The sequence below is a fragment of the Chitinophaga sp. RAB17 genome (assembly GCF_052114225.1).
Classification (GTDB): Bacteria; Bacteroidota; Bacteroidia; order Chitinophagales; family Chitinophagaceae; genus Chitinophaga.
Window position 1 is genome coordinate 244,571 of record NZ_JBFREI010000009.1, and the last position, 18,123, is coordinate 262,693.

The window sequence follows — 18,123 nt, forward strand, 5'->3', positions numbered from 1 at the left end:
AGTGCCGCAGTTTTGCAGTATGTGTATTATGCCATGTGATGCTGTGGTGATACTGTAGTATGTGGTATGGGTTAATGCCTTGAAACGTAATGCTGTAATATGTTTTATAGGTCGGCTAACGCCGGATAAGATTGGGACTTTTTCTGATTTTATCAGGGAATATGATATCAGTATTTAATGGAGCGTTGATCCGGGAAGGGTCATTGGTATAATTCACGAAGTTGTTAACCGTTCCCCCAAGCGTATTAGCAGATATAGAAAAAGCAGGATTACTGAAAATAAAGAAGCCTTCAAGTTATAAGACTTGAAGGCTTCTCTGTGTTTGATAATTCCTGTAAAATCAGAGGGTAGCGCCACCTGTTGTTACTATGGCAGCAGTAACAACGATTTGCCTGGAACCTAGCTGGTAACCTCTGAGCTCAAGTACATCACCTTCCTGTGCAGATACCTGTGTAGTGAAACCATCACTCAATTGTATGCCGTATGTGCCGGTAGTACCATTCCAAAGGGCATACAGGGCATTGTACTGGAGTCCCGAACCATTGGATACCTTGAAAGAGAGCAGTACCCTTGCTCTTTTTAATTCAACATGTTTGTTGTTCTTAGCCGGAGTAGATGAGGCATTAACAACGTAAGGGCTGATAGAGAAAAGTAGTCCGGTGATAAACAGGGAGAAAAAGAAGGTCTTCATTTTTAATAATTTTTAAAATGTTTATTAAAACTATAGTAAGTCACTGCCATAAGACGGCATCCATGAGCCGGAATAATTTTCCGTCTATAGCGTGATTCGTAAATATCTATGAAGCCTGTTTTTGAAATGCGCTCTCCCTGCTCATAATATTTCTACATATCCGTCTGTCCCATTCACCCGGATGCGTTGTCTGTCTTTAATCAGTTTAGTGGCATTCTCCAGCCCGACCACTGCCGGTAAACCGTATTCACGTGCAATCACTGCTCCGTGGGTCATCAGTCCGCCTACTTCAGTGACTAGACCTTTTATAGATACAAACAATGGTGTCCAGCTGGGGTCCGTAAATGGGGTGACTAATATATCTCCATCTTCCAGATCTGCATCTTCCATATTCAAAATAACACGTGCCCGTCCTTCTATCACTCCGGAGGAAACTGCCAGCCCTACAATCGCTCCGGCCGGGAGATTTTCCCGTTTGTACCTGCCCGCAACGATCTCACCATCGGATGTAATAACACGTGGTGGCGTTAATTTTTCATATAATTTGTGCTTGTCTTTTCGTTGGCCGATGAGCTGGTAATCCAGTTTATGTGTACGCACCACTTCGTGAAGTTCCTCAAAGCGGAGATAGAAGATATCTTCCTTTTCATGAATAACCCCGGCTTGTACGAGTCGTTCGGCTTCTTTCATTAAAGCCTGTTTATAAACGAAGAAGCGATTAACGATACCGTATTTTGGATACTCACGATAACCGGCGAAATTCCTGATCAGGTCGATCATCGTTTTTGTTTCTTTTGCTTTTTGTTCACCGTCCGGTAATTGCTTCAGTCGATCTAACAACGATTGTTCTTTCTCCAAAGCTGCCTGCCGTCCCTGTTCAAATCTCCGCTTGCTGGCGCCAGGTTCAAAGTTTTTGATATTACTGAGAATGATCGGGAAAAGTATAGCGGGTTTTTCGCTCCACCGGGTTTTAGTAATGTCGATTTCTCCGGCACATCGCATGCCATATTTGTTGAGGAAAGTATTGATGGCGTCCAGGGTTTCCCTGCCACCAGTCAACTTCAGCAGTTCATTCCCAAAGTTATCATCTCCTGTATGTTGTAAATAATGAATTACCTGCGGATAGGGACGGATCACATCCGCAATATCCAATAGTGCCAGGCCCATCTCCGAAGTAATATTATTTGATACAGATTGAGTAAGTATGTCTGCTACGTTTTTTTCATCCAGCCATTCGTTCATTTTTTCATTGATCCATGTTGCTGCATTCATAGCTGCCATGATCACATCCATATTTGTGGGGTCAAATACTTTTTTCCTGGACTGCTGGTTGTCTTCGATAATAAAATCAAACAGCTCTGGTCCTGATTTCGTTTGGATGTTTTGTTTCAGCGCTTCTACCGATGTTTCACTACGATTAATCAGAACGGAAACGATCGCCGGGTTGTTTCCCGCCTGCGCCAGGATATCCGCAGACAGCATACCTTTATGGCTTTTCAAAAGAGCGGGTCCTTTTTCATCATCTGGAAACGATTTTATAAAATCTCCCCGCTCTACGATATTCGTCAGCGCGTCTTTTATGAGCGGATCATGTTGTCCCATGCCGTATAAAAAATTTTCCCTGGCGGCAGGTGTAGCCAGCCGATTCGTAACGTCAACAAACAATCTTCCGCCGGCCTGGTACATGGGTAAAGCAGCCCGTAGCTGCCATAAAGATAATCCCAGTGGTTTCATGGGGTCGGTCATCATTTGCTGATGGCCGACAGAAATATAAACATGATTCTCCTGATCATTGTTTTCAGGGACCGGGTATAAAGTAGTAATGGGGCGGCTCTGGACAATATAAAATGTATCCTCTGCCAAACACCATTCGATGTCCTGGGGACTTCCGAAATGTGCTTCGATCTTTTTGCCCAGGCGCTCCAGCTGTAAAATCTGCTCATCGGTCAGTGCCTGCCTGGTTTGCTTTTCCGGCTCAATTGCCTGTTCTTTCGTGCCGCCATCTTTCAGGGCATAAATGGCCAGTTTCTTGGCCGATATCTTTTTATCGATCATCCTGCCATTACTCACTTTATAGAGATCAGCATTTACCAGGCCGGAGACCATTGCTTCACCAAGCCCGAAGCTGGCATCAATGGACAATACTTTCCTGTTGGATGTGACGGGATCGGCAGTAAATAAAATTCCTGCCACCTCCGGGAATACCATTCGCTGAACAACTACAGCGAGATGGACTGTATGATGATCACAGCCGTTTTGAATGCGGTAAATGACTGCCCGTTCGGTAAACAACGATGCCCAGCATTTGCTGATATGTTGCAGGATGGCATCCTGCCCGATAATATTCAGATAGGTGTCCTGCTGGCCAGCAAAGGAGGCGGTGGGTAGGTCTTCCGCTGTGGCACTGGAGCGCACTGCAAAAGCCTCTTTATTGCCAAATGTGGTGAGATAGCCCGCCATCTCTGTCGCTATATCCCGGGGAATGGGTATGCTTTCGATAACCGTCCGGATTTTTGCGCTGATTTCGCTGATACTTTTCCGCTCTTCTGCATTAAGGCGCGTTAATTCATCCAACAGGTTATTTAATTCAGGATGATGGCCGGTTGCTTTTTTATATGCTTCGGTGGTAACGCAAAAGCCTTCCGGTACCCGTATGCCTTCGATCCTGCTCAGTTCACCCAGGTTGGCGCCTTTACCCCCAACATCCGCAAGATTTGTTTTGTCAATGTCCTGAAGACTAAATACAAATGAACGTGTACTGATGTTATTGGTCATAGTTATTTATTTTGTCTGCAATTATTTGTTGTTGAGCTTATTGGTTGTTTCATCCATTATTTCAATTGCTTTTGAAAAATAGGATTCAATGATTTTAATGTCATTGTTTGAAAATGACGCCAGCAACAGTTCTGACTTGCGCCGGAACTCTTTGTAGAGCGGTACAAAAAGGGCCATGATTTTTTCCGTGTTGGGCTTAATGATCACCTTACGTCTGTCGTCTTCCGCGAATTGTCTTTTCACCAGCTTTTTCTTTTCAAACCTGTCTATTAAGCCGGTTACTGCACCTGTTGTTAAGCCGGTTAAGTTGGAAAGCTCACCTGCGGTCATTTGCCCTTTCTCCATTAAGAACCCCAGATATTTATGGTCAGTTCCGGAAAGACCAGCCTTTCGGCCAATGGCTTCGTGCATTTGAATAGAGGTGAATGCATATTGCTGGCTTAGTTTTCTTATGCTTTTAAGGGCGTCTTTTTCCATTTTATATCTTATTAGGTAAATATCTTAGTTGCTAAGATAATATTAAATTCATAACGGGGCGAAATAATTTTAGTGGATTTTACCTTTATTTTTTTACATACAATAAGGATGGAAGTAGGGGCGTTATTCATCTAAGCAGCAGGGAGAGGGCCAGCCAGAAGTTGAATAAGATGATCATATAAAATAAAGCAGGGGTTTCAGATAACTATCTGAAACCCCTGCTTTTAATATGGATGCATGCTGTTACCAGCCTGGATTTTGGGCAAGGACACCCGCCGGATATAATGCTATTTGTCCGCTTGGTATTGGCTGAAAATAATTTTTAGGATCGATGAACGTGCGTTGAGCGGTGGCTACCGTATATGGAGTGATATAGCCTTCTGCATCCCTCAGCACTTTACCGTTGTCAGGGACTTTGGCGCCGCGCCAGATGTCCTTGTTGCTGGTATTCATATAGCTGCCTTTGGCCCAGCGCATGAGGTCCTGGAAGCGGAATCCGTCGAATAATAGTTCTGTTCTTCTCTCTCTTCTGACTTCCCAGATAAGAGAAGGCACCGTGGCATCTTTAGCCGGGTCTGTATATGGGGTGCCGTTTACCGCCACCTGTTGTGCGCCTTTGTATTGAAGTGCAGGGATGGCAGCCCGTACGCGGAGAAGGTTAATGGATTTGTCGAGGTCCGCCTGTGAGAAAGTGTATTGACCCAGATTGTCCAGTTCTGCTGCGGCTTCTGCGTAGTTTAACAATACCTCCGCCAGCCAGAAAATAGGTGCGTCCGTATCGTTGTAAGGCGCCAGAACGTTAGCTACAGCGGGTTGCAGGAATTTAGCCGGACGATAGCCGGTGCTGCTGCTGCGGCCATTTACGAGGTTGCCGTTGTAACAGAGCACGGTGTCAATGGATTGGAGCAGTCGCTTATCCCTGTTGGTGCGCGTGTTGGTCAGGTTGTCATCGCCTTTATAGAGCGGAGACAACCCGATGGGCAATCCATCTGAGCAGAGGAATGCATCAATCGCCGATTTATTAGGCCCTCCCATGGGAGTACTACTGGTAAGGTATCCTATTACGGAGTGGGTAAGATATCCGGGAAGATATTTTTTATACAGCAGCACTTCCTTATTACCGGACAAGTCAAGGGAGTTGTAAGTAGTAGTATAATCGGCGTTCAATACGGCGCCACCGGCCATTACTTTTTCGCTGGCATCTTTGGAGGCCAGGAGAAATTTGGCGGCGCCGGGCAGCTGGGGATTTGTATGGTATTTGCGCCAGGTGCCTTCGTACAGGCATATCCGTGATTTAAGCGCCAACGCAATGTTGCGGTTAACGGTGTTATCCAGGTCTTTTACACGGATATTGGCTGCCGCGAAGTCGAGGTCTGCCAGCACACTGTCCATCACCACGGTGCGGGGATCACGGGGTTTGTAGATATAGGTCTGATCGCTGATATCCATCGATCTGCCCAGCCAGGGTACATCACCATAGTCTTTCACGCGGTTAAAGTAAACGAGTGCGCGGAAAAACCGGGCAATCCCTTTCCAGTGATTTTTAGCTTCATCTGAAATAGGTACCTGGTCTATTCTTTCCAGCATGATGTTGGCTTTGCGCACATCGCTGAAGCTCCAGGCGCTGGAGCTGGCAGGTACGTTCTGAGTGAATTTTGCGAAACCTGTGGGGGCCTGGTCATCAGAAAACCAGCTGAAATAAAAATCGCCGAAACTGTTACCATTACCATAACCGGTGAAGTTTTCATAAAACGGCCAGTTGTATGACCGGATATTATCCTCCGTCCGCCAGAAGGTGTTATCGTCAAACTGATCAGGTAATCCTTTGTCTACATATTTTTTGCAACCGGTGCCTAGTATCAGGCATATCAATATAACTGGTAAGTATATACGCTTTTTCATCTGTTGTTGGTTTAAAGGGTGACCTGTAATCCGAATGACCACGTTTTCTGAAATGGCCAGGTTCTGCCAAAAATAGCTGCTTCGCCGGTGGTGATTTCCGGATCCAGTGGCACACCTACATTGGAAATAGTGGCGATGTTCTGGGCGCTGCCGTATATGCGTAACCGTTGGAGATGGATTCGTTGGGTGATACTGGCCGGGAAAGTGTATCCGAGTGTGATATTTTTGAGACGCAGATAGGCCAGGTTCAGCAGGTATTTCGATTGTGGATAGAAATTATTACCACCGAGCAGTAAACCAGAGATTTTGCCATTGGCGTTACCGGGATATGGGCGCGGATAATAAGCGTTGGTATTTGTTTCTGTCCAGTAGTCCAACTGGTTTTCATACATGATGTCGCCGCCGCGGTATAAGGGGATCGTAACATCACCTGTTCCCCAGTAATTTACTTTGCCAACACCCTGGAACAATACATCAATATCAAAACCTTTATAAGTACTGCCCAGGCGGAAGCTGTACTGATAGCGGGGGAGGGAGTTGCCCAGCAGTTTCAGGTCGCCGTGGTTGCTGCGGGTTACCTGGCCTCCATCGATCACGCCGTTGCCATCAAGGTCTTTATACTTGATATCTCCCGGGCCAAATACGAAGTTACCGTCTGCCAGTTTCGTTTGACTGGGAAGTTTACTGAGGTCGTCATCTTTCGTAAAATAACGATCTGTTTCAAAGCCCCATATTTCTCCCAAAGCTTTTCCTTTATAATTCAGCGATAATAATTCTGAAGGGTTGTTCCATTCTGTAAACACGGTTTTGCTGTCCCAGAAAGCAACACTACCATAGAAGTTCCAGTCTTTTGTGATATTGTAATTCGCATCAATACCTATTTCATAACCACGGGTACGGAGGGCGCCATTATTTTCACGGGGCGCTTCAGTACCAAAAGATGCAGGCACTGCTCTGTTGGTAAGCATATTGTCGGTATTGCGCTCGTACCAATCTACGGTAACGCCTATATGATTATTAAACAGGCTGATATCGGTGCCAATATCGAGTGTACGCACCCTTTCCCAGGTAAGGGATGCAGCTACTGCACGGGGTGCGCCCACGCCGGAAGCATAGGAGCCGCCATTCATCCAGTTAACGGTGTTGTTGGTGGCCATGGCGGGCACATACCATTTACCGCCCATGTCCTGGTTGCCGAGCGAGCCATAGGAGGCCCTGAATTTCATGTCAGGCAGGATGTTTTTTATGCCGTCCATAAAGTGTTCTTCCGTAAGGCGGTAACCCACAGAGGCAGAAGGGAAGAATGCCCAGCGATCGGCCGGCGGAAAGGAAGAAGCACCATCGTATCTGCCGTTCAGTTCCAGCAACCATTTATTTTTATAGCTATAATTGATTCTGCCAAAAAAGCCTGCATATGCATTGGCCAGGTGACCTCCTGTTACCAGCTGGTCGCCACTGGCCAGCGGAATTTCCGCTTTGGTAGGATCCAGTGGATTGCGGCGGTACGCGCTGAAGTTCAGGGTATCTTCATCTTCTGCATTCACACCGGCAATAAATTTCAGCTGATGATTGGCGTTCAGCTTTTTATCGTAGGTAGCGTACAGGTTAAACGTGTTCACTTTGTAGTTGCCGGCTGCGTAGCCCACTACATCCTGGGAGGCGCTGCCAATATTGGTGAGGGGCATGCCGGCAGCCCAGAAGTCCCACGCCATTACTTTACCGCCCACTTCATGACGGGTGATGTTATCGCGGCCTATTGTATATTCCGCACGAACGTTTAGGTCTTTCGTGAGCTTCAGCGTAGCCCCCAGGTTTACACGGGTATAATTATCCGTAACGGTGCTGGTATTGGCGCCTGCCAGGTACCCCGGTGTATGATGGAAGTATTTTCCCTGGTAAGTACCATAAGGGAAATAGGCGCCCCAGCGCCACATGTATTGAAAGTAGTTCTGATACTGGTAGGGATAGTCGTATTCAAAGTTGCGGTACATCATACGCACATCCATGTCCAGCCATTTGGTAACGGAGGCATTGACGCTACCGGTGATGTTGTATTTTTTTACGTTGTCGGGATTCATTTTGAGGATACCACCTGCATTGCTGAATCCACCAGACATATAGTAAGAGATCTTTTCGCTGCCGCCTTGTACGCTGATGTTCTGGATTTGTTGGGGAGTGAATTTCTTCAGCAACATATCCTTGGCATCCCATACCCGGTAAAAATAGGTGGGACCGCCGGCGGGATCAATTTCAAAATCTTCTCCCGGCACCATTTCAATGCCTTTGCGGTTATTTGCATATTTTTCCTGCCAGTTTTTGATACCATCGCGCAGCTTCAGCAGCTGCATGCCGAATAGTTCAGGAGAAGTAGTTCCTGCGCGCACGCCTGCATCATAAAGGCCTGTCAGTTCTTTTACCGGATCGGAGAAGTTGGGCAGCGCAGTAGGTGAGCTCCAGGCGAAGTTATTGGAGTAACGTACCCGGGTAGGCATATTGCGGATACCTGTTTTGGTTTTGATGAGTACTACGCCAAAGGCAGCGCGGGCGCCGTAGATGGAAGTAGAAGCGGCGTCTTTCAGTACGGAAATACTTTCAATATCATCCGGATTGATCATCGTGAGGTCTGGTGTTTCCACGTTGTCGACCAGGATCAGTGGCCGTCCACTTCCATTGATGGAACCAACGCCGCGGATGTTGATAGCCGGCGCCTGGGTGAGACCTCCATTGGAATAGGTAATATTCAGTCCGGGCACAATTCCCTGTAATGCTTTGGATGGATCGGTAATGGGCCTGCTTTGCATGGTCTTCGCTACATCTACGGTGGTGACGGCGCCGGTGAGATTGGCCTTCCGCTGTGTGCCATAACCTACCACTACCAGCTGTTCCAGGGAGTGTTCATCTGCTTCAAGCGCAATATGATATTCTTTATTCCCGCTTAAAGGGATCGTTTGTGATTTGTAACCAACAAAGGTGATGTGCAGGGAAGTGGCGCCTGGAGGTAGCTGCAGCGTGAATTTTCCTGTGCTGTTTGTGACGGTGCCGGATTTGCCTACTAATATAGTGGCACCAATGATAGGCTCCTGGCTGTTTTTATCTACTACCGTACCTGATAGGACGCTTTGGCCCCAGGAACTGGCATAAAACAGCAAGAAGGCGAAAGTGATAAGTATCCTTTCTTTCATGTTGGGAAGGTTTAAATCTTGGTTGAAGTGAATTGATTGATTAGTTAATAGGTTGAATTACAGACTTTTGATTGTATATAAGTTAGATTTAGCGTTTAATAGGAATTATTTCTCTGGTTGACAAATCTGCTGTTTTGTTGCAGTTATTTGCGTTTTATTGCATGAATATAAGGTGCAATTACGATATTTTATAGTAATATGCGTTAAAACGCGTTTTTGATAAGTTTTAAACACGCTAAAACACGCATAATCAGATTGGATTACTTTTTTTTAAATTTGTGCAATCTTAAAAACACCTTCCCCTAATGTTGAAAAAAGAGCGCCAGGCCTTTATCATGAGGCAAATCAACCTGCACAACAAAGTATTATCAACAGATATCAGCTCCATGTTGAGTATTTCAGAAGATACGGTTCGGCGGGATCTGAAAGAGATGGCGGAGGAAGGAAAGGTATTAAAAGTGCATGGTGGCGCTATCGGCCGCTCCTTTCATTACCCGTTTAATGCAGACAATACCGTGTATGCACAGTCAGCCAAACAACAGATTGCCCAAAAGATCATCAGGCTGCTGAAAAATGATATGGTAGTGCTGACCGGAGGAGGTACCACCATGATTGAACTGGCCAAAAGTATCCCGGAAAACCTGCGTGTTACTTTTTTTACCATTAGCCCCCTGGTGGCACTCGAACTGGTAGAACACCGCAACCTTACCGTTATCAGCATCGGTGGCCAGCTTTCTCCCAGCTCACACGTTCATCTGGGCGCCAGCGTGATCAACCAGCTGGCAGATATTAAAGTGGATCTTTGCCTGTTAGGCGCCAACGGTTTCTCCGTACAGGACGGGATGACAGATTCAGATTGGGAAGTGGTACAGGTAAAACGAGCAATGATCCGCGCTGCCAAAAAACTGGCGATCATCAGCATCGCAGAAAAACTGAATTCTTCCCAGCGCATGAAAGTGTGTGATCTTAACCTGATCAATTACCTGATCACAGAACTTGACCCCGATAATCATTTCCTCTCACCTTATCAGCACCTGGATATGGAGCTGCTTTGATGCTTTTAAATGATGTCCATGAACATGCTTTTAATCTCCCGGTGATACTTTTCTTCACTCACCTTTAATAGCTCTGTAATCAGGTCAGTAGAAACCGGTTTGGGCTGAGGATATTTATTTCGTTGAAGGAAATTTTTCAATGCTTCATTTACTTTATTTTCGCCTATCATCTCGCTGAGCTTCACCATAATGATGGCTCCTTTTGAATAAGAGATATGCGTTTGCTGATCCAGCACTTTATATAAGGGCTGATTTTTCGAAAAGCCTTTTTCCATATCATAGATCTGCTGGTGGACTTTTACTTTCTCCATCATTTTTTCCCGGCCATACATTTTTTTGTACAACATCATCTCTGTATACATGGCCAGTGTTTCGGTCAGCATAGCAGCGCCTTCCCTGTTGTCGGGATCTATCTGGTTATTGCCCCACCATAAATGAGAGAGTTCATGTCCTGCCAATTCATTAATCACATCCTGTTGTTGATCTGCTTTGATATTTGCATGAAAAAGCATGTTCTCTGCCATAAAAATATTTGCGGGATACGCGGTGGCAGCAAAACCACTGGTGAAGGATGATATCTCGGCAAAGGTGATGGCGCGGAACGGATACGGGCCAAAGTTTTCCTGACAATAATCCAGTGTGCGTTTCGCGCAGGAAATTAAATGGTCAACATTTTCATCATGTTTTGGCTGGTAACAAACGTTGATCTCAATTCCACGGTGCGTGGTGTGCCGCATGCTGTAATGTGCGGATGAAACGGCAAAGCGAAAAGGAATGGGCGCATTTGTCCGGTAGTGAAAGTAATTCCTGTCGCCCTGCTGCCATTGCTTTATGAGCTCCCCGGTACCGATAGCCCTTTGTTGATGTTCCGTTGAAATGACCATATCCAAATCGATAAAATCTGGAGTAGAAGACTTAGGTGCATCCACTGGCTTCACCGGAGTAGGTGCTCCCAGGGCTAACTGTTTCCGTTGCAAACTATCGGCTACTTCGTTTTGTGATTGATATCCAATTTGAGGGTAGTAACGGCTGATGCGCATAAAGGAACCATTTTCAATGATGGCGTTGAATGGCTGATGGCCGTTGACAGCCACCCAATGGTACGACATCTCAAAACGAATACAGGCACTGTCGTTTGGCTGTAATGGACGCGTTAGCGCAAGTTCAGAAACGGCATCATTAATTGGTATCACCTCATTCTGCGAAGCGTAACTGGTATTCGTGATGTTGAATCCATCATCAAAATTGATGAGTATTTTTGGGACGGATTGGGTTGTCAGATTTTTGATAATATACTTTCCCGTTATTGTATATGCCCTCTTGCCGGGATATAGATCGATGCTGGTATTTACCGCTGTAATAGTAGGTTGTGGCATAGACGCGTACTTTCGGTACTTTTTTTCGTAGCGGGCCGCTGCTTCCATCTCCGCCGTCCTATCTCCAGGAAGGTATTCCCGCATAAACGCTTTCCCGGAAAACAGGCTGATGGTGGCTAAAGCCAGCATGCTGACAAGAGCAGCGATCTTTAACCGCTTATTTTTTACGACATCGTAAATCATCCACAGTATACCAATCACACCGGCGCCGAATACCAGTCTTTCAACAAAGGAAGGTAAATATGCTCCGTAGCCGTTGAAATCACTATAAGTTCCATTAAAGCCAGAAAAGAAGCGGAGAAGAGGAGTGGCGATGAATTTTTTTGATAAGGGGCTGGCGATTGTCAGCGCCGTCAGTAAGCACACACCTAAGGCAATATATTTGCCGCGTATCAGCTGGTTGATTAACAACAGGCATCCAGTTAGCAGCAACAGGGGACAGGTACAGAAGATTACTACGCCTGCATAAGCCGGCCAGTCAATCCGTGGATATTGGTAAGTTACCTGGAAGATCAGCCCGAGCATAATGACCAGTATGGTATAACAGCATAGGAGCATCGCACTGCTGCACCAGTGTGCCCATTGTTTGAATGAATGGTGAGCGGTCGTATTTTCTATCGGAGAGAATTTTACCGCCCTGCTTTTCCAGAACATATCATTTACGAAATAGACCATTAGCAGCACGCCTATCAGATGGAAGTTTTTAGAAATGGTAGTCGCCATCAGCCCCGAGCTGGCATATTGTTGTGGCAGGCGGATGCCCTTTTCTATGGCTGCATACATCTCCATCGCTATATGAAAAAGCAGGATCACGGCGGTAGCGGTGAATGGAATATTTTTGAGGGTATGGTTCAAATCCATTTTTATAAACGACCATATCGATTGTAGCTGTGCTCTGATATTATATGTTGTTGTAATAGAAAGATCGGGATGGAAGGGGGATGCTGCTGCGGAGAAGGTGGTCTCCTTTTTTATTTGTCTTTTTCGGGTGTACGAAAAGCTGATGTAGCCAAGCAGAAAGCAGATCCCTGATATTGCCAGGGTTATCAGCCGGTTTACCAGTAAATATCCCGATAGCGGTGTCAGGACGGTATTACGTTGACTTACAGAAAAATTTCTGCTGGCATAGAAGTAGGCGGATAGCCCGAAAGGATCTGTGATGGCGGATATTTGCTGTGCTGCCAAAGACTGGGGAGCGGCTTGCGCCATGAATGGTGAGTTGGAGAACAGCAAAATTACCATATACAGCACGTACAAAAGTAAGCCGCCCACGGCCGTCAGCAGTTTGCTTCTCGTACCCCATGCGATGAAGAACAGGAAACTGCAAACGAACAGACTGTTGAAGCCACCGAACAAAATGAACGGATATACGTAATGAAGAAGATGCATGCCGGGCAGCATGGCCGAATCTGTTCTTGTTTGCTGTCCTATGGCAAACCCGGTTGTTAACAGTAAGAAGCTGATAAGCGTAAGCGTTAATAGCGACAGAAAGCGCCCACCGGCGAAATTGCCTTTGCCAACCGGTGTGGCAAACAGGATAAGATCAAAATTGGTATCCCACTCTTTAAAAAGCAATTGCTGCGCAAAAACAGTAGCCAAAAAAATGACGGAAAGACTCAGCATGCCCAGCATGAAGCCGATAGTATAAGGCGAGTTAAGGTATACGCCATCGCCTATATTCAGGTGGAACTCCGCACCTGCGAATATACCAATACCCAGCAGGCTGGCGGCTACCAGGTAGCCCGTTAATCCTTTGGTATATCCTGTGATATCAAAAAGGAAAATAGCTTTCATATGTTATGGGTGATAGAGGGTGTGGAAATAAACATGTTCCAGTGTAGGAGGCAATGCAGAGAAGCCTTCAGGGGGCTCCCCGGAGTAAACAGCAATATGCATGGCTCTTTCTATGAGCTGCTGGCTGATGACCTGGCAGGAAGACTGATAGGATGCTAATTCGGATGGATGGATTTGCCTGGTCCATACCTTCCCGCGCAACCTCCATATCATTTCCGCTGGGCTGCCGATAGCCACTAACGCACCGTTTTTTATTACCGCCATTTGAGAGCAAAGGTTTCGTACATCTTCTACCAGATGGGTGGAAAGTATAACGATGACCTTTTCACTTATTTCACTCAGGAGCGTATTGAACCGGTTCCGTTCTTCCGGATCCAATCCGGCCGTGGGTTCATCTACTATAATAATCCGTGGGTTTCCCAGTAATGTTTGAGCGACCCCAAAACGTTGTTTCATCCCACCAGAAAAAGTATGTACTTCTTTGTCTTTTACGTGATACAAATTCACTTTTTCGAGTAAGCTCAGAATTTGTGCTTTCCGTTCTGCGGCATGGCTAATGCCTTTAAGTACTGCGAGGTGCTGCAGCAGGTCATAAGCGGAGGTTTTAGGGTAAACACCAAAATCCTGGGGTAAAAAACCGAGCTGTCTCCTGATGAATGACGGATTTTTTATCACATCTACTTCGTTAAAAATGATCTCGCCGTTATCGGGTTTTTGTAAGCCCACAATAGTTTTCAGGAGAGATGATTTACCCGCACCGTTTGGCCCCAATAAGCCGAACATACCATTGGTGATTTCCAGTGAAACATTACGGAGGGCTTTAACGCGGTGCTTATACGTGAGCGAAAGCTGACTGATAGAAAGTTTGTTCATATGATGGCGTGTTTAGACAATACGATCCCATGCAATGGTTAGCCATTGCTTTTACAACCTGTTATATGGATGGATTATTCGTTCTCTCTATACTCTATAATATCTCCGGGCTGGCATTGCAGAATTTTGCAGATAGTTTCCAGGGTATCAAATCGTATACCTTTAGCTTTACCGGTTTTAAGTATGGACAAATTGGCCGGTGTAATTCCTAAACTTTCCGCCAGTTCTTTGCTTTGCATTTTGCGCTTAGCAAGCATCACATCAATATTTATGATAATTGGCATAACTATATGAATAACTCCTGTTCGTTTTGTAATTGCAATCCTTGTTTAAATATAGCCGCAAGAAAATAAGCAAAAATGCCCAGGAACAAATGCAGGGTGATCAGCGCCCAGATGATACTTTCCAATGGCACAAAAATGCTGGAGAATGCAGCAGATACGCCAGGTGCGATGATATTGAACAGGTAGAACCTTCTCAGGTGAACAATATTTTGCGAAGAGAATAGTTTCGGCTGGTAAAATACTTTAAACACATTGGCTGCCAGCCAGAAGAACAACGTGTATAAGCTGAGCGGTAGCAGGAACGAGAAAATAATATAAGAAGGGTTATTGTCTATATTGAGGAAAGGCGTGTCTGTAAACATATAGAGGATATGCAGGTATTTTCCCTCACCGTAGTACTGTATGCCCCAATTGGTCAATAAACAAATAATGGAATACAGGATGGTGATGAGATACCCCAACGCTAATATTTTACTGATATAATGCAGTATTTTGGAAACTGCTTTTACTCGGGTCATTTTTGTTATTTTTAGATTGATAGTTCAAAATTAATAATTAATTATCGTAAAACGATAATTAATTGCTGTATTTCATTCTTTTTTTATTTCTTTTTTTATGGGAGATGGAAAGGAAGCAAACCGCATTTTTAATATATTGGTATTTTTGTCTTACACATGCATCCACTGATACAACATATCCAGGTAATGACGGGCAGCCGGGAGATAGACGGAGAAAAGATCCTGTCGTTTTTTGATACACAGTCGTTCCGGAAAAAAGACCTGTTACAGGAGGAAGACAAGCTTTGTACGGCTTATTTTTTCGTGGTAAAGGGCTGCCTGCGTTTGTTTTTCACTGATAACAACGGTTTGGAGCAAACATTGCAGTTTGCCCTGGAAAACTGGTGGATGACGGACCTCGATGCATTCCGGTCCGGACGAAGATCGGCATACAGCATCCAGGCACTGGAAGCTACTGAAGTATTAGCCCTGAATGCTAAAAACTACGCCTTGTTGCTGGAGGAAATTCCTTTAATGGAAAAATATTTCCGCCTCATGTACGAGCGCGCCTATGCGGCATCCCTGCATCGGGTACGGATGATATCCAGGATGCCGAAAAACGAATTTTACGAACTCTTCGCATCCAAATACCCGGAATTTGCCCAGCGGATCCCACAAAAAATACTCGCCTCTTTTTTGGGTTTCACACCGGAATATTTAAGTGAGTTGCGAAAAAAAAGAACGGAAAACAGACACATATGACCGAACAGTTACATCACCATGTCCAACAACTTCTGCCCGGATTTACTATACCGCAGGAACAAATGAAGGCTTTCTTTCAAACAATAAACGTAAAAAAAGATGCCATACTGTTACATGAAAAGGAGGCTTGCAACAACATTTATTTTGTCAATAGCGGATGCCTTTACTTATTTTATCATCACAACGATCAAAAACAGGTAGTCCATTTTGCATTGGAGAACTGGTGGTTAACAGACTATAAAACCTTTTGTGATGGTCAGCCGGCGGTATATGCTATTGCCGCTATGGAAGATTCGGAAATCACCTGTCTCACCAGGGCAAACTATGAAGCGCTGCTTTTGCAATTCCCTTTCATGGCATTGTACTTCAATAAGATTCATGAGCGCGCCTATGGAGCCGCCCTGTTCAAACAAAAAACATATGCTACCATATCTAAAGAAGACTTTTACCATCATTTCCGTAAAACCTATCCTACCGTCATTCAAAGAATTCCCGATCCTATTTTTGCTTCGTACATGGGCGTTTCGCCCGAAACTTTACAAATACTGCAGGATACCTACATTTCTTAAACCAGCTTAAGTTTTTCCGGTACAGGGTTGTTCATCTTTGCATCATCAGATCATTCAAAAAAATGCAAGATGAAAATAGTAGTTATCGGCGGTACCGGCCTTATTGGTAGCCAGTTAGTCGCCTTATTGCAGGATACCGGGCATGAAATCATTGCGGCTTCACCCAATAAAGGTGTAAACACACTCACCGGCGAAGGTTTGTCCGAAGTATTACAGGGCGCGCAGGTGGTGGTGGATGTATCCAACTCGCCATCTTTTGAAGATACGGCTGTGATGAACTTTTTCAAAACTGCCAATGAAAACCTAATGGCTGCCGAAAAAGCCGCCGGCGTGCAGCATCATATTGCCTTGTCGGTAGTGGGCACCCAAAAGTTGCAGGCAAGTGGTTATTTCCGGGCCAAACAGGTGCAGGAAGATATGATCAAAGCATCAGGCATACCTTACACCATCGTTCATGCCACACAATTCTATGAATTTGCCGGCGGCATTTTTCAGATGAGTCTGGCAGACGGGGTAGTGCGTTTACCGGATGCCAATATTCAGCCGATTGCAAGTAAAGACGTGGCCGCCTTCATGGCACAAACAGCCGTCTCCAAACCAGTGAATACCATCCTGGAAATCGGCGGACCTGAAAAGTTTGATATGAGGGCATGGATCAGTCAATATGCACAGGCTACCCGGAAAAATAATGAGGTGAAAACAGACGCCAAAGCATTGTATTCCGGTGCGCCACTGGACACCGATACCCTGGCACCTGAAAAGGCCGTTTACCTGGGGCCCACAAAATACTCGGAATGGATCGCTGTCCCTGAAAATCAGCGATAGACTGGAGTTACCGAAGCCCTGGCAGTATCCGAAACCTTTCGGATACTGCCAGGGTGTTTTAAAATGTAAAGCAAATACTGCTTATAACGTAACCAATACTAATGCAACTGAGGGTATTACTATTTGTAGATTGACCGCCATAGATTGCGGCGTTAAAAATGAAGCTAAAATAGAGCTGGGTTTAACAATCATTTTCTATCCAGCAGCTGTTTTAAAGCGGGTTTCAGTGCTATGGCATGACCATGTCCGAAAGTGACAATTACCCGGTCATATTTATCTAAGGCCTCATCTATTTTATGAAGCAATATGCTATCCCTTATCATTTTTGATCCACGGCCAATGGCACAGAATCTGCAATCACCGCCATTGATGTAATCAAATTTCTCCACCTCGGACGTGATCTTTAGTTCAAAAGGAGCGCCGGTATAGTGTTGATATAGTTGTTTGAAATAATCAAAGGATTTTTGTTTTTCGGATATAGGGAAGCCATTGTTTATAAACCATTTATCGATGGCTTTGTGGTATAATTCCTCAAACGATCCGTTTCCATATGCGCCGTATAGATAAGGGATTACGAGTCGTTCCATCAGGTAATAAAGTAACAGCTGATCCTGGGGATATTGTTTCAGTGTAATGGCATACTCTGTGCTGTCGTCCACGTCACCATTCATCATATGGATACCCGCTTTATCGCTCAGGTACTTCAATGCGCCTATTTCGCCTTTCCGGGAGGCAGCCTCGTTCAGGGAGGTAAAATGTACGCTGTCGGCTACCTGTCCACCTTCATTAAAGGCCAGCGCTGGTTGAAGATCGTTAAAGTATTTTTCTATCACTTTAAATTGCGGATGGGTACTATCCCTGTTGTGATCGCAGCCTATAAACACGAGCCGCTTGTGATTCCTGGAAAGATCTATAACGTACGGAGGCTTGATAGTATCCATCATTTTACCTACAGTAACATAATCGATCGTGTTAAATTTTTCCTTCTCAGGCGTATTGCAGGCGGTAATTATAAATATCAATACGATATACTTGTTCATTAAGTAATGTTTGAACTGTCA

14 protein-coding genes are annotated in these 18,123 nt (G+C 45.2%); 4 read left to right on the forward strand and 10 right to left on the reverse strand.

Features of this window, described 5'->3' with window-relative positions:
• Positions 1 to 340: 340 nt before the first annotated feature.
• The 5 genes from AB4Z08_RS26440 to AB4Z08_RS26460 form a co-directional block, all read right to left on the reverse strand.
• Entirely contained in the window at positions 341 to 691 is a 351-nt protein-coding gene (locus AB4Z08_RS26440) for a hypothetical protein (protein ID WP_441576788.1), read from the reverse strand.
• A 141-nt stretch (positions 692 to 832) separates the two neighbouring features.
• Positions 833 to 3,466 carry a phosphoenolpyruvate synthase gene (ppsA, locus tag AB4Z08_RS26445; protein WP_441576789.1) on the reverse strand — a complete coding sequence of 878 codons (2,634 nt, stop codon included), beginning with the start codon at positions 3,464 to 3,466 and terminating at the stop codon, positions 833 to 835.
• Positions 3,467 to 3,487: 21 nt separating this feature from the next.
• A complete protein-coding gene (locus AB4Z08_RS26450; protein ID WP_441576790.1) occupies positions 3,488 to 3,943 on the reverse strand; it encodes a MarR family winged helix-turn-helix transcriptional regulator in 456 nt (151 codons plus the stop codon).
• A 243-nt stretch (positions 3,944 to 4,186) separates the two neighbouring features.
• Positions 4,187 to 5,845 carry a RagB/SusD family nutrient uptake outer membrane protein gene (locus AB4Z08_RS26455; RefSeq protein ID WP_441576791.1) on the reverse strand — a complete coding sequence of 553 codons (1,659 nt, stop codon included), beginning with the start codon at positions 5,843 to 5,845 and terminating at the stop codon, positions 4,187 to 4,189.
• 11 nt (positions 5,846 to 5,856) lie between these two features.
• Positions 5,857 to 9,027, reverse strand: a complete 3,171-nt coding sequence (locus tag AB4Z08_RS26460; RefSeq protein ID WP_441576792.1) for a SusC/RagA family TonB-linked outer membrane protein — start codon at positions 9,025 to 9,027, stop codon at positions 5,857 to 5,859.
• Between the two features lie 305 nt (positions 9,028 to 9,332).
• On the opposite strand from AB4Z08_RS26460, the gene AB4Z08_RS26465 reads away from it, so the two are divergent.
• Complete coding sequence (locus AB4Z08_RS26465; protein WP_441576793.1) at positions 9,333 to 10,082, forward strand: DeoR/GlpR family DNA-binding transcription regulator; 750 nt, start codon at positions 9,333 to 9,335, stop codon at positions 10,080 to 10,082.
• Between the two features lie 5 nt (positions 10,083 to 10,087).
• On the opposite strand, the gene AB4Z08_RS26470 is transcribed toward AB4Z08_RS26465, so the two are convergent.
• From AB4Z08_RS26470 to AB4Z08_RS26485, 4 genes are all read right to left on the reverse strand, one after another.
• Positions 10,088 to 13,252 (reverse strand): M1 family aminopeptidase, encoded by a 3,165-nt coding sequence (locus tag AB4Z08_RS26470; RefSeq protein WP_441576794.1) that lies wholly within the window; start codon positions 13,250 to 13,252, stop codon positions 10,088 to 10,090.
• A 3-nt stretch (positions 13,253 to 13,255) separates the two neighbouring features.
• Positions 13,256 to 14,125 carry an ABC transporter ATP-binding protein gene (locus AB4Z08_RS26475; protein ID WP_441576795.1) on the reverse strand — a complete coding sequence of 290 codons (870 nt, stop codon included), beginning with the start codon at positions 14,123 to 14,125 and terminating at the stop codon, positions 13,256 to 13,258.
• A 74-nt stretch (positions 14,126 to 14,199) separates the two neighbouring features.
• A complete protein-coding gene (locus tag AB4Z08_RS26480) occupies positions 14,200 to 14,409 on the reverse strand; it encodes a helix-turn-helix domain-containing protein (RefSeq protein WP_441576796.1) in 210 nt (69 codons plus the stop codon).
• 2 nt (positions 14,410 to 14,411) lie between these two features.
• Positions 14,412 to 14,927, reverse strand: a complete 516-nt coding sequence (locus tag AB4Z08_RS26485) for a hypothetical protein (protein ID WP_441576797.1) — start codon at positions 14,925 to 14,927, stop codon at positions 14,412 to 14,414.
• Positions 14,928 to 15,083: 156 nt separating this feature from the next.
• Between AB4Z08_RS26485 and AB4Z08_RS26490 the strand changes: the two genes are divergently transcribed.
• The 3 genes from AB4Z08_RS26490 (at position 15,084) to AB4Z08_RS26500 (ending at position 17,062) form a co-directional block, all read left to right on the forward strand.
• Entirely contained in the window at positions 15,084 to 15,668 is a 585-nt protein-coding gene (locus AB4Z08_RS26490; RefSeq protein ID WP_441576798.1) for a Crp/Fnr family transcriptional regulator, read from the forward strand.
• Positions 15,665 to 16,237, forward strand: a complete 573-nt coding sequence (locus AB4Z08_RS26495) for a Crp/Fnr family transcriptional regulator (protein ID WP_441576799.1) — start codon at positions 15,665 to 15,667, stop codon at positions 16,235 to 16,237. Before AB4Z08_RS26490 ends, AB4Z08_RS26495 begins: the two co-directional genes overlap by 4 nt.
• Before the next feature lie 69 nt (positions 16,238 to 16,306).
• A complete protein-coding gene (locus tag AB4Z08_RS26500) occupies positions 16,307 to 17,062 on the forward strand; it encodes an SDR family oxidoreductase (protein WP_441576800.1) in 756 nt (251 codons plus the stop codon).
• 188 nt (positions 17,063 to 17,250) lie between these two features.
• On the opposite strand, the gene AB4Z08_RS26505 is transcribed toward AB4Z08_RS26500, so the two are convergent.
• Positions 17,251 to 18,102 carry a hypothetical protein gene (locus AB4Z08_RS26505; protein WP_441576801.1) on the reverse strand — a complete coding sequence of 284 codons (852 nt, stop codon included), beginning with the start codon at positions 18,100 to 18,102 and terminating at the stop codon, positions 17,251 to 17,253.
• Positions 18,103 to 18,123 lie beyond the last annotated feature (21 nt).

Bases quoted from the DNA above. Each gene is read 5' to 3' on its own strand.
- AB4Z08_RS26495 (WP_441576799.1), top strand. From the start codon at position 15,665: ATGACCGAACAGTTACATCACCATGTCCAACAACTTCTGCCCGGATTT.
- AB4Z08_RS26505 (WP_441576801.1), bottom strand. From the start codon at position 18,102: ATGAACAAGTATATCGTATTGATATTTATAATTACCGCCTGCAATACG.
- AB4Z08_RS26450 (WP_441576790.1), bottom strand. From the start codon at position 3,943: ATGGAAAAAGACGCCCTTAAAAGCATAAGAAAACTAAGCCAGCAATAT.
- AB4Z08_RS26470 (WP_441576794.1), bottom strand. From the start codon at position 13,252: ATGAAAGCTATTTTCCTTTTTGATATCACAGGATATACCAAAGGATTA.
- AB4Z08_RS26480 (WP_441576796.1), bottom strand. From the start codon at position 14,409: ATGCCAATTATCATAAATATTGATGTGATGCTTGCTAAGCGCAAAATG.
- AB4Z08_RS26455 (WP_441576791.1), bottom strand. From the start codon at position 5,845: ATGAAAAAGCGTATATACTTACCAGTTATATTGATATGCCTGATACTA.
- AB4Z08_RS26475 (WP_441576795.1), bottom strand. From the start codon at position 14,125: ATGAACAAACTTTCTATCAGTCAGCTTTCGCTCACGTATAAGCACCGC.
- ppsA (WP_441576789.1), bottom strand. From the start codon at position 3,466: ATGACCAATAACATCAGTACACGTTCATTTGTATTTAGTCTTCAGGAC.
- AB4Z08_RS26500 (WP_441576800.1), top strand. From the start codon at position 16,307: ATGAAAATAGTAGTTATCGGCGGTACCGGCCTTATTGGTAGCCAGTTA.
- AB4Z08_RS26490 (WP_441576798.1), top strand. From the start codon at position 15,084: ATGCATCCACTGATACAACATATCCAGGTAATGACGGGCAGCCGGGAG.
- AB4Z08_RS26440 (WP_441576788.1), bottom strand. From the start codon at position 691: ATGAAGACCTTCTTTTTCTCCCTGTTTATCACCGGACTACTTTTCTCT.
- AB4Z08_RS26460 (WP_441576792.1), bottom strand. From the start codon at position 9,027: ATGAAAGAAAGGATACTTATCACTTTCGCCTTCTTGCTGTTTTATGCC.
- AB4Z08_RS26465 (WP_441576793.1), top strand. From the start codon at position 9,333: ATGTTGAAAAAAGAGCGCCAGGCCTTTATCATGAGGCAAATCAACCTG.
- AB4Z08_RS26485 (WP_441576797.1), bottom strand. From the start codon at position 14,927: ATGACCCGAGTAAAAGCAGTTTCCAAAATACTGCATTATATCAGTAAA.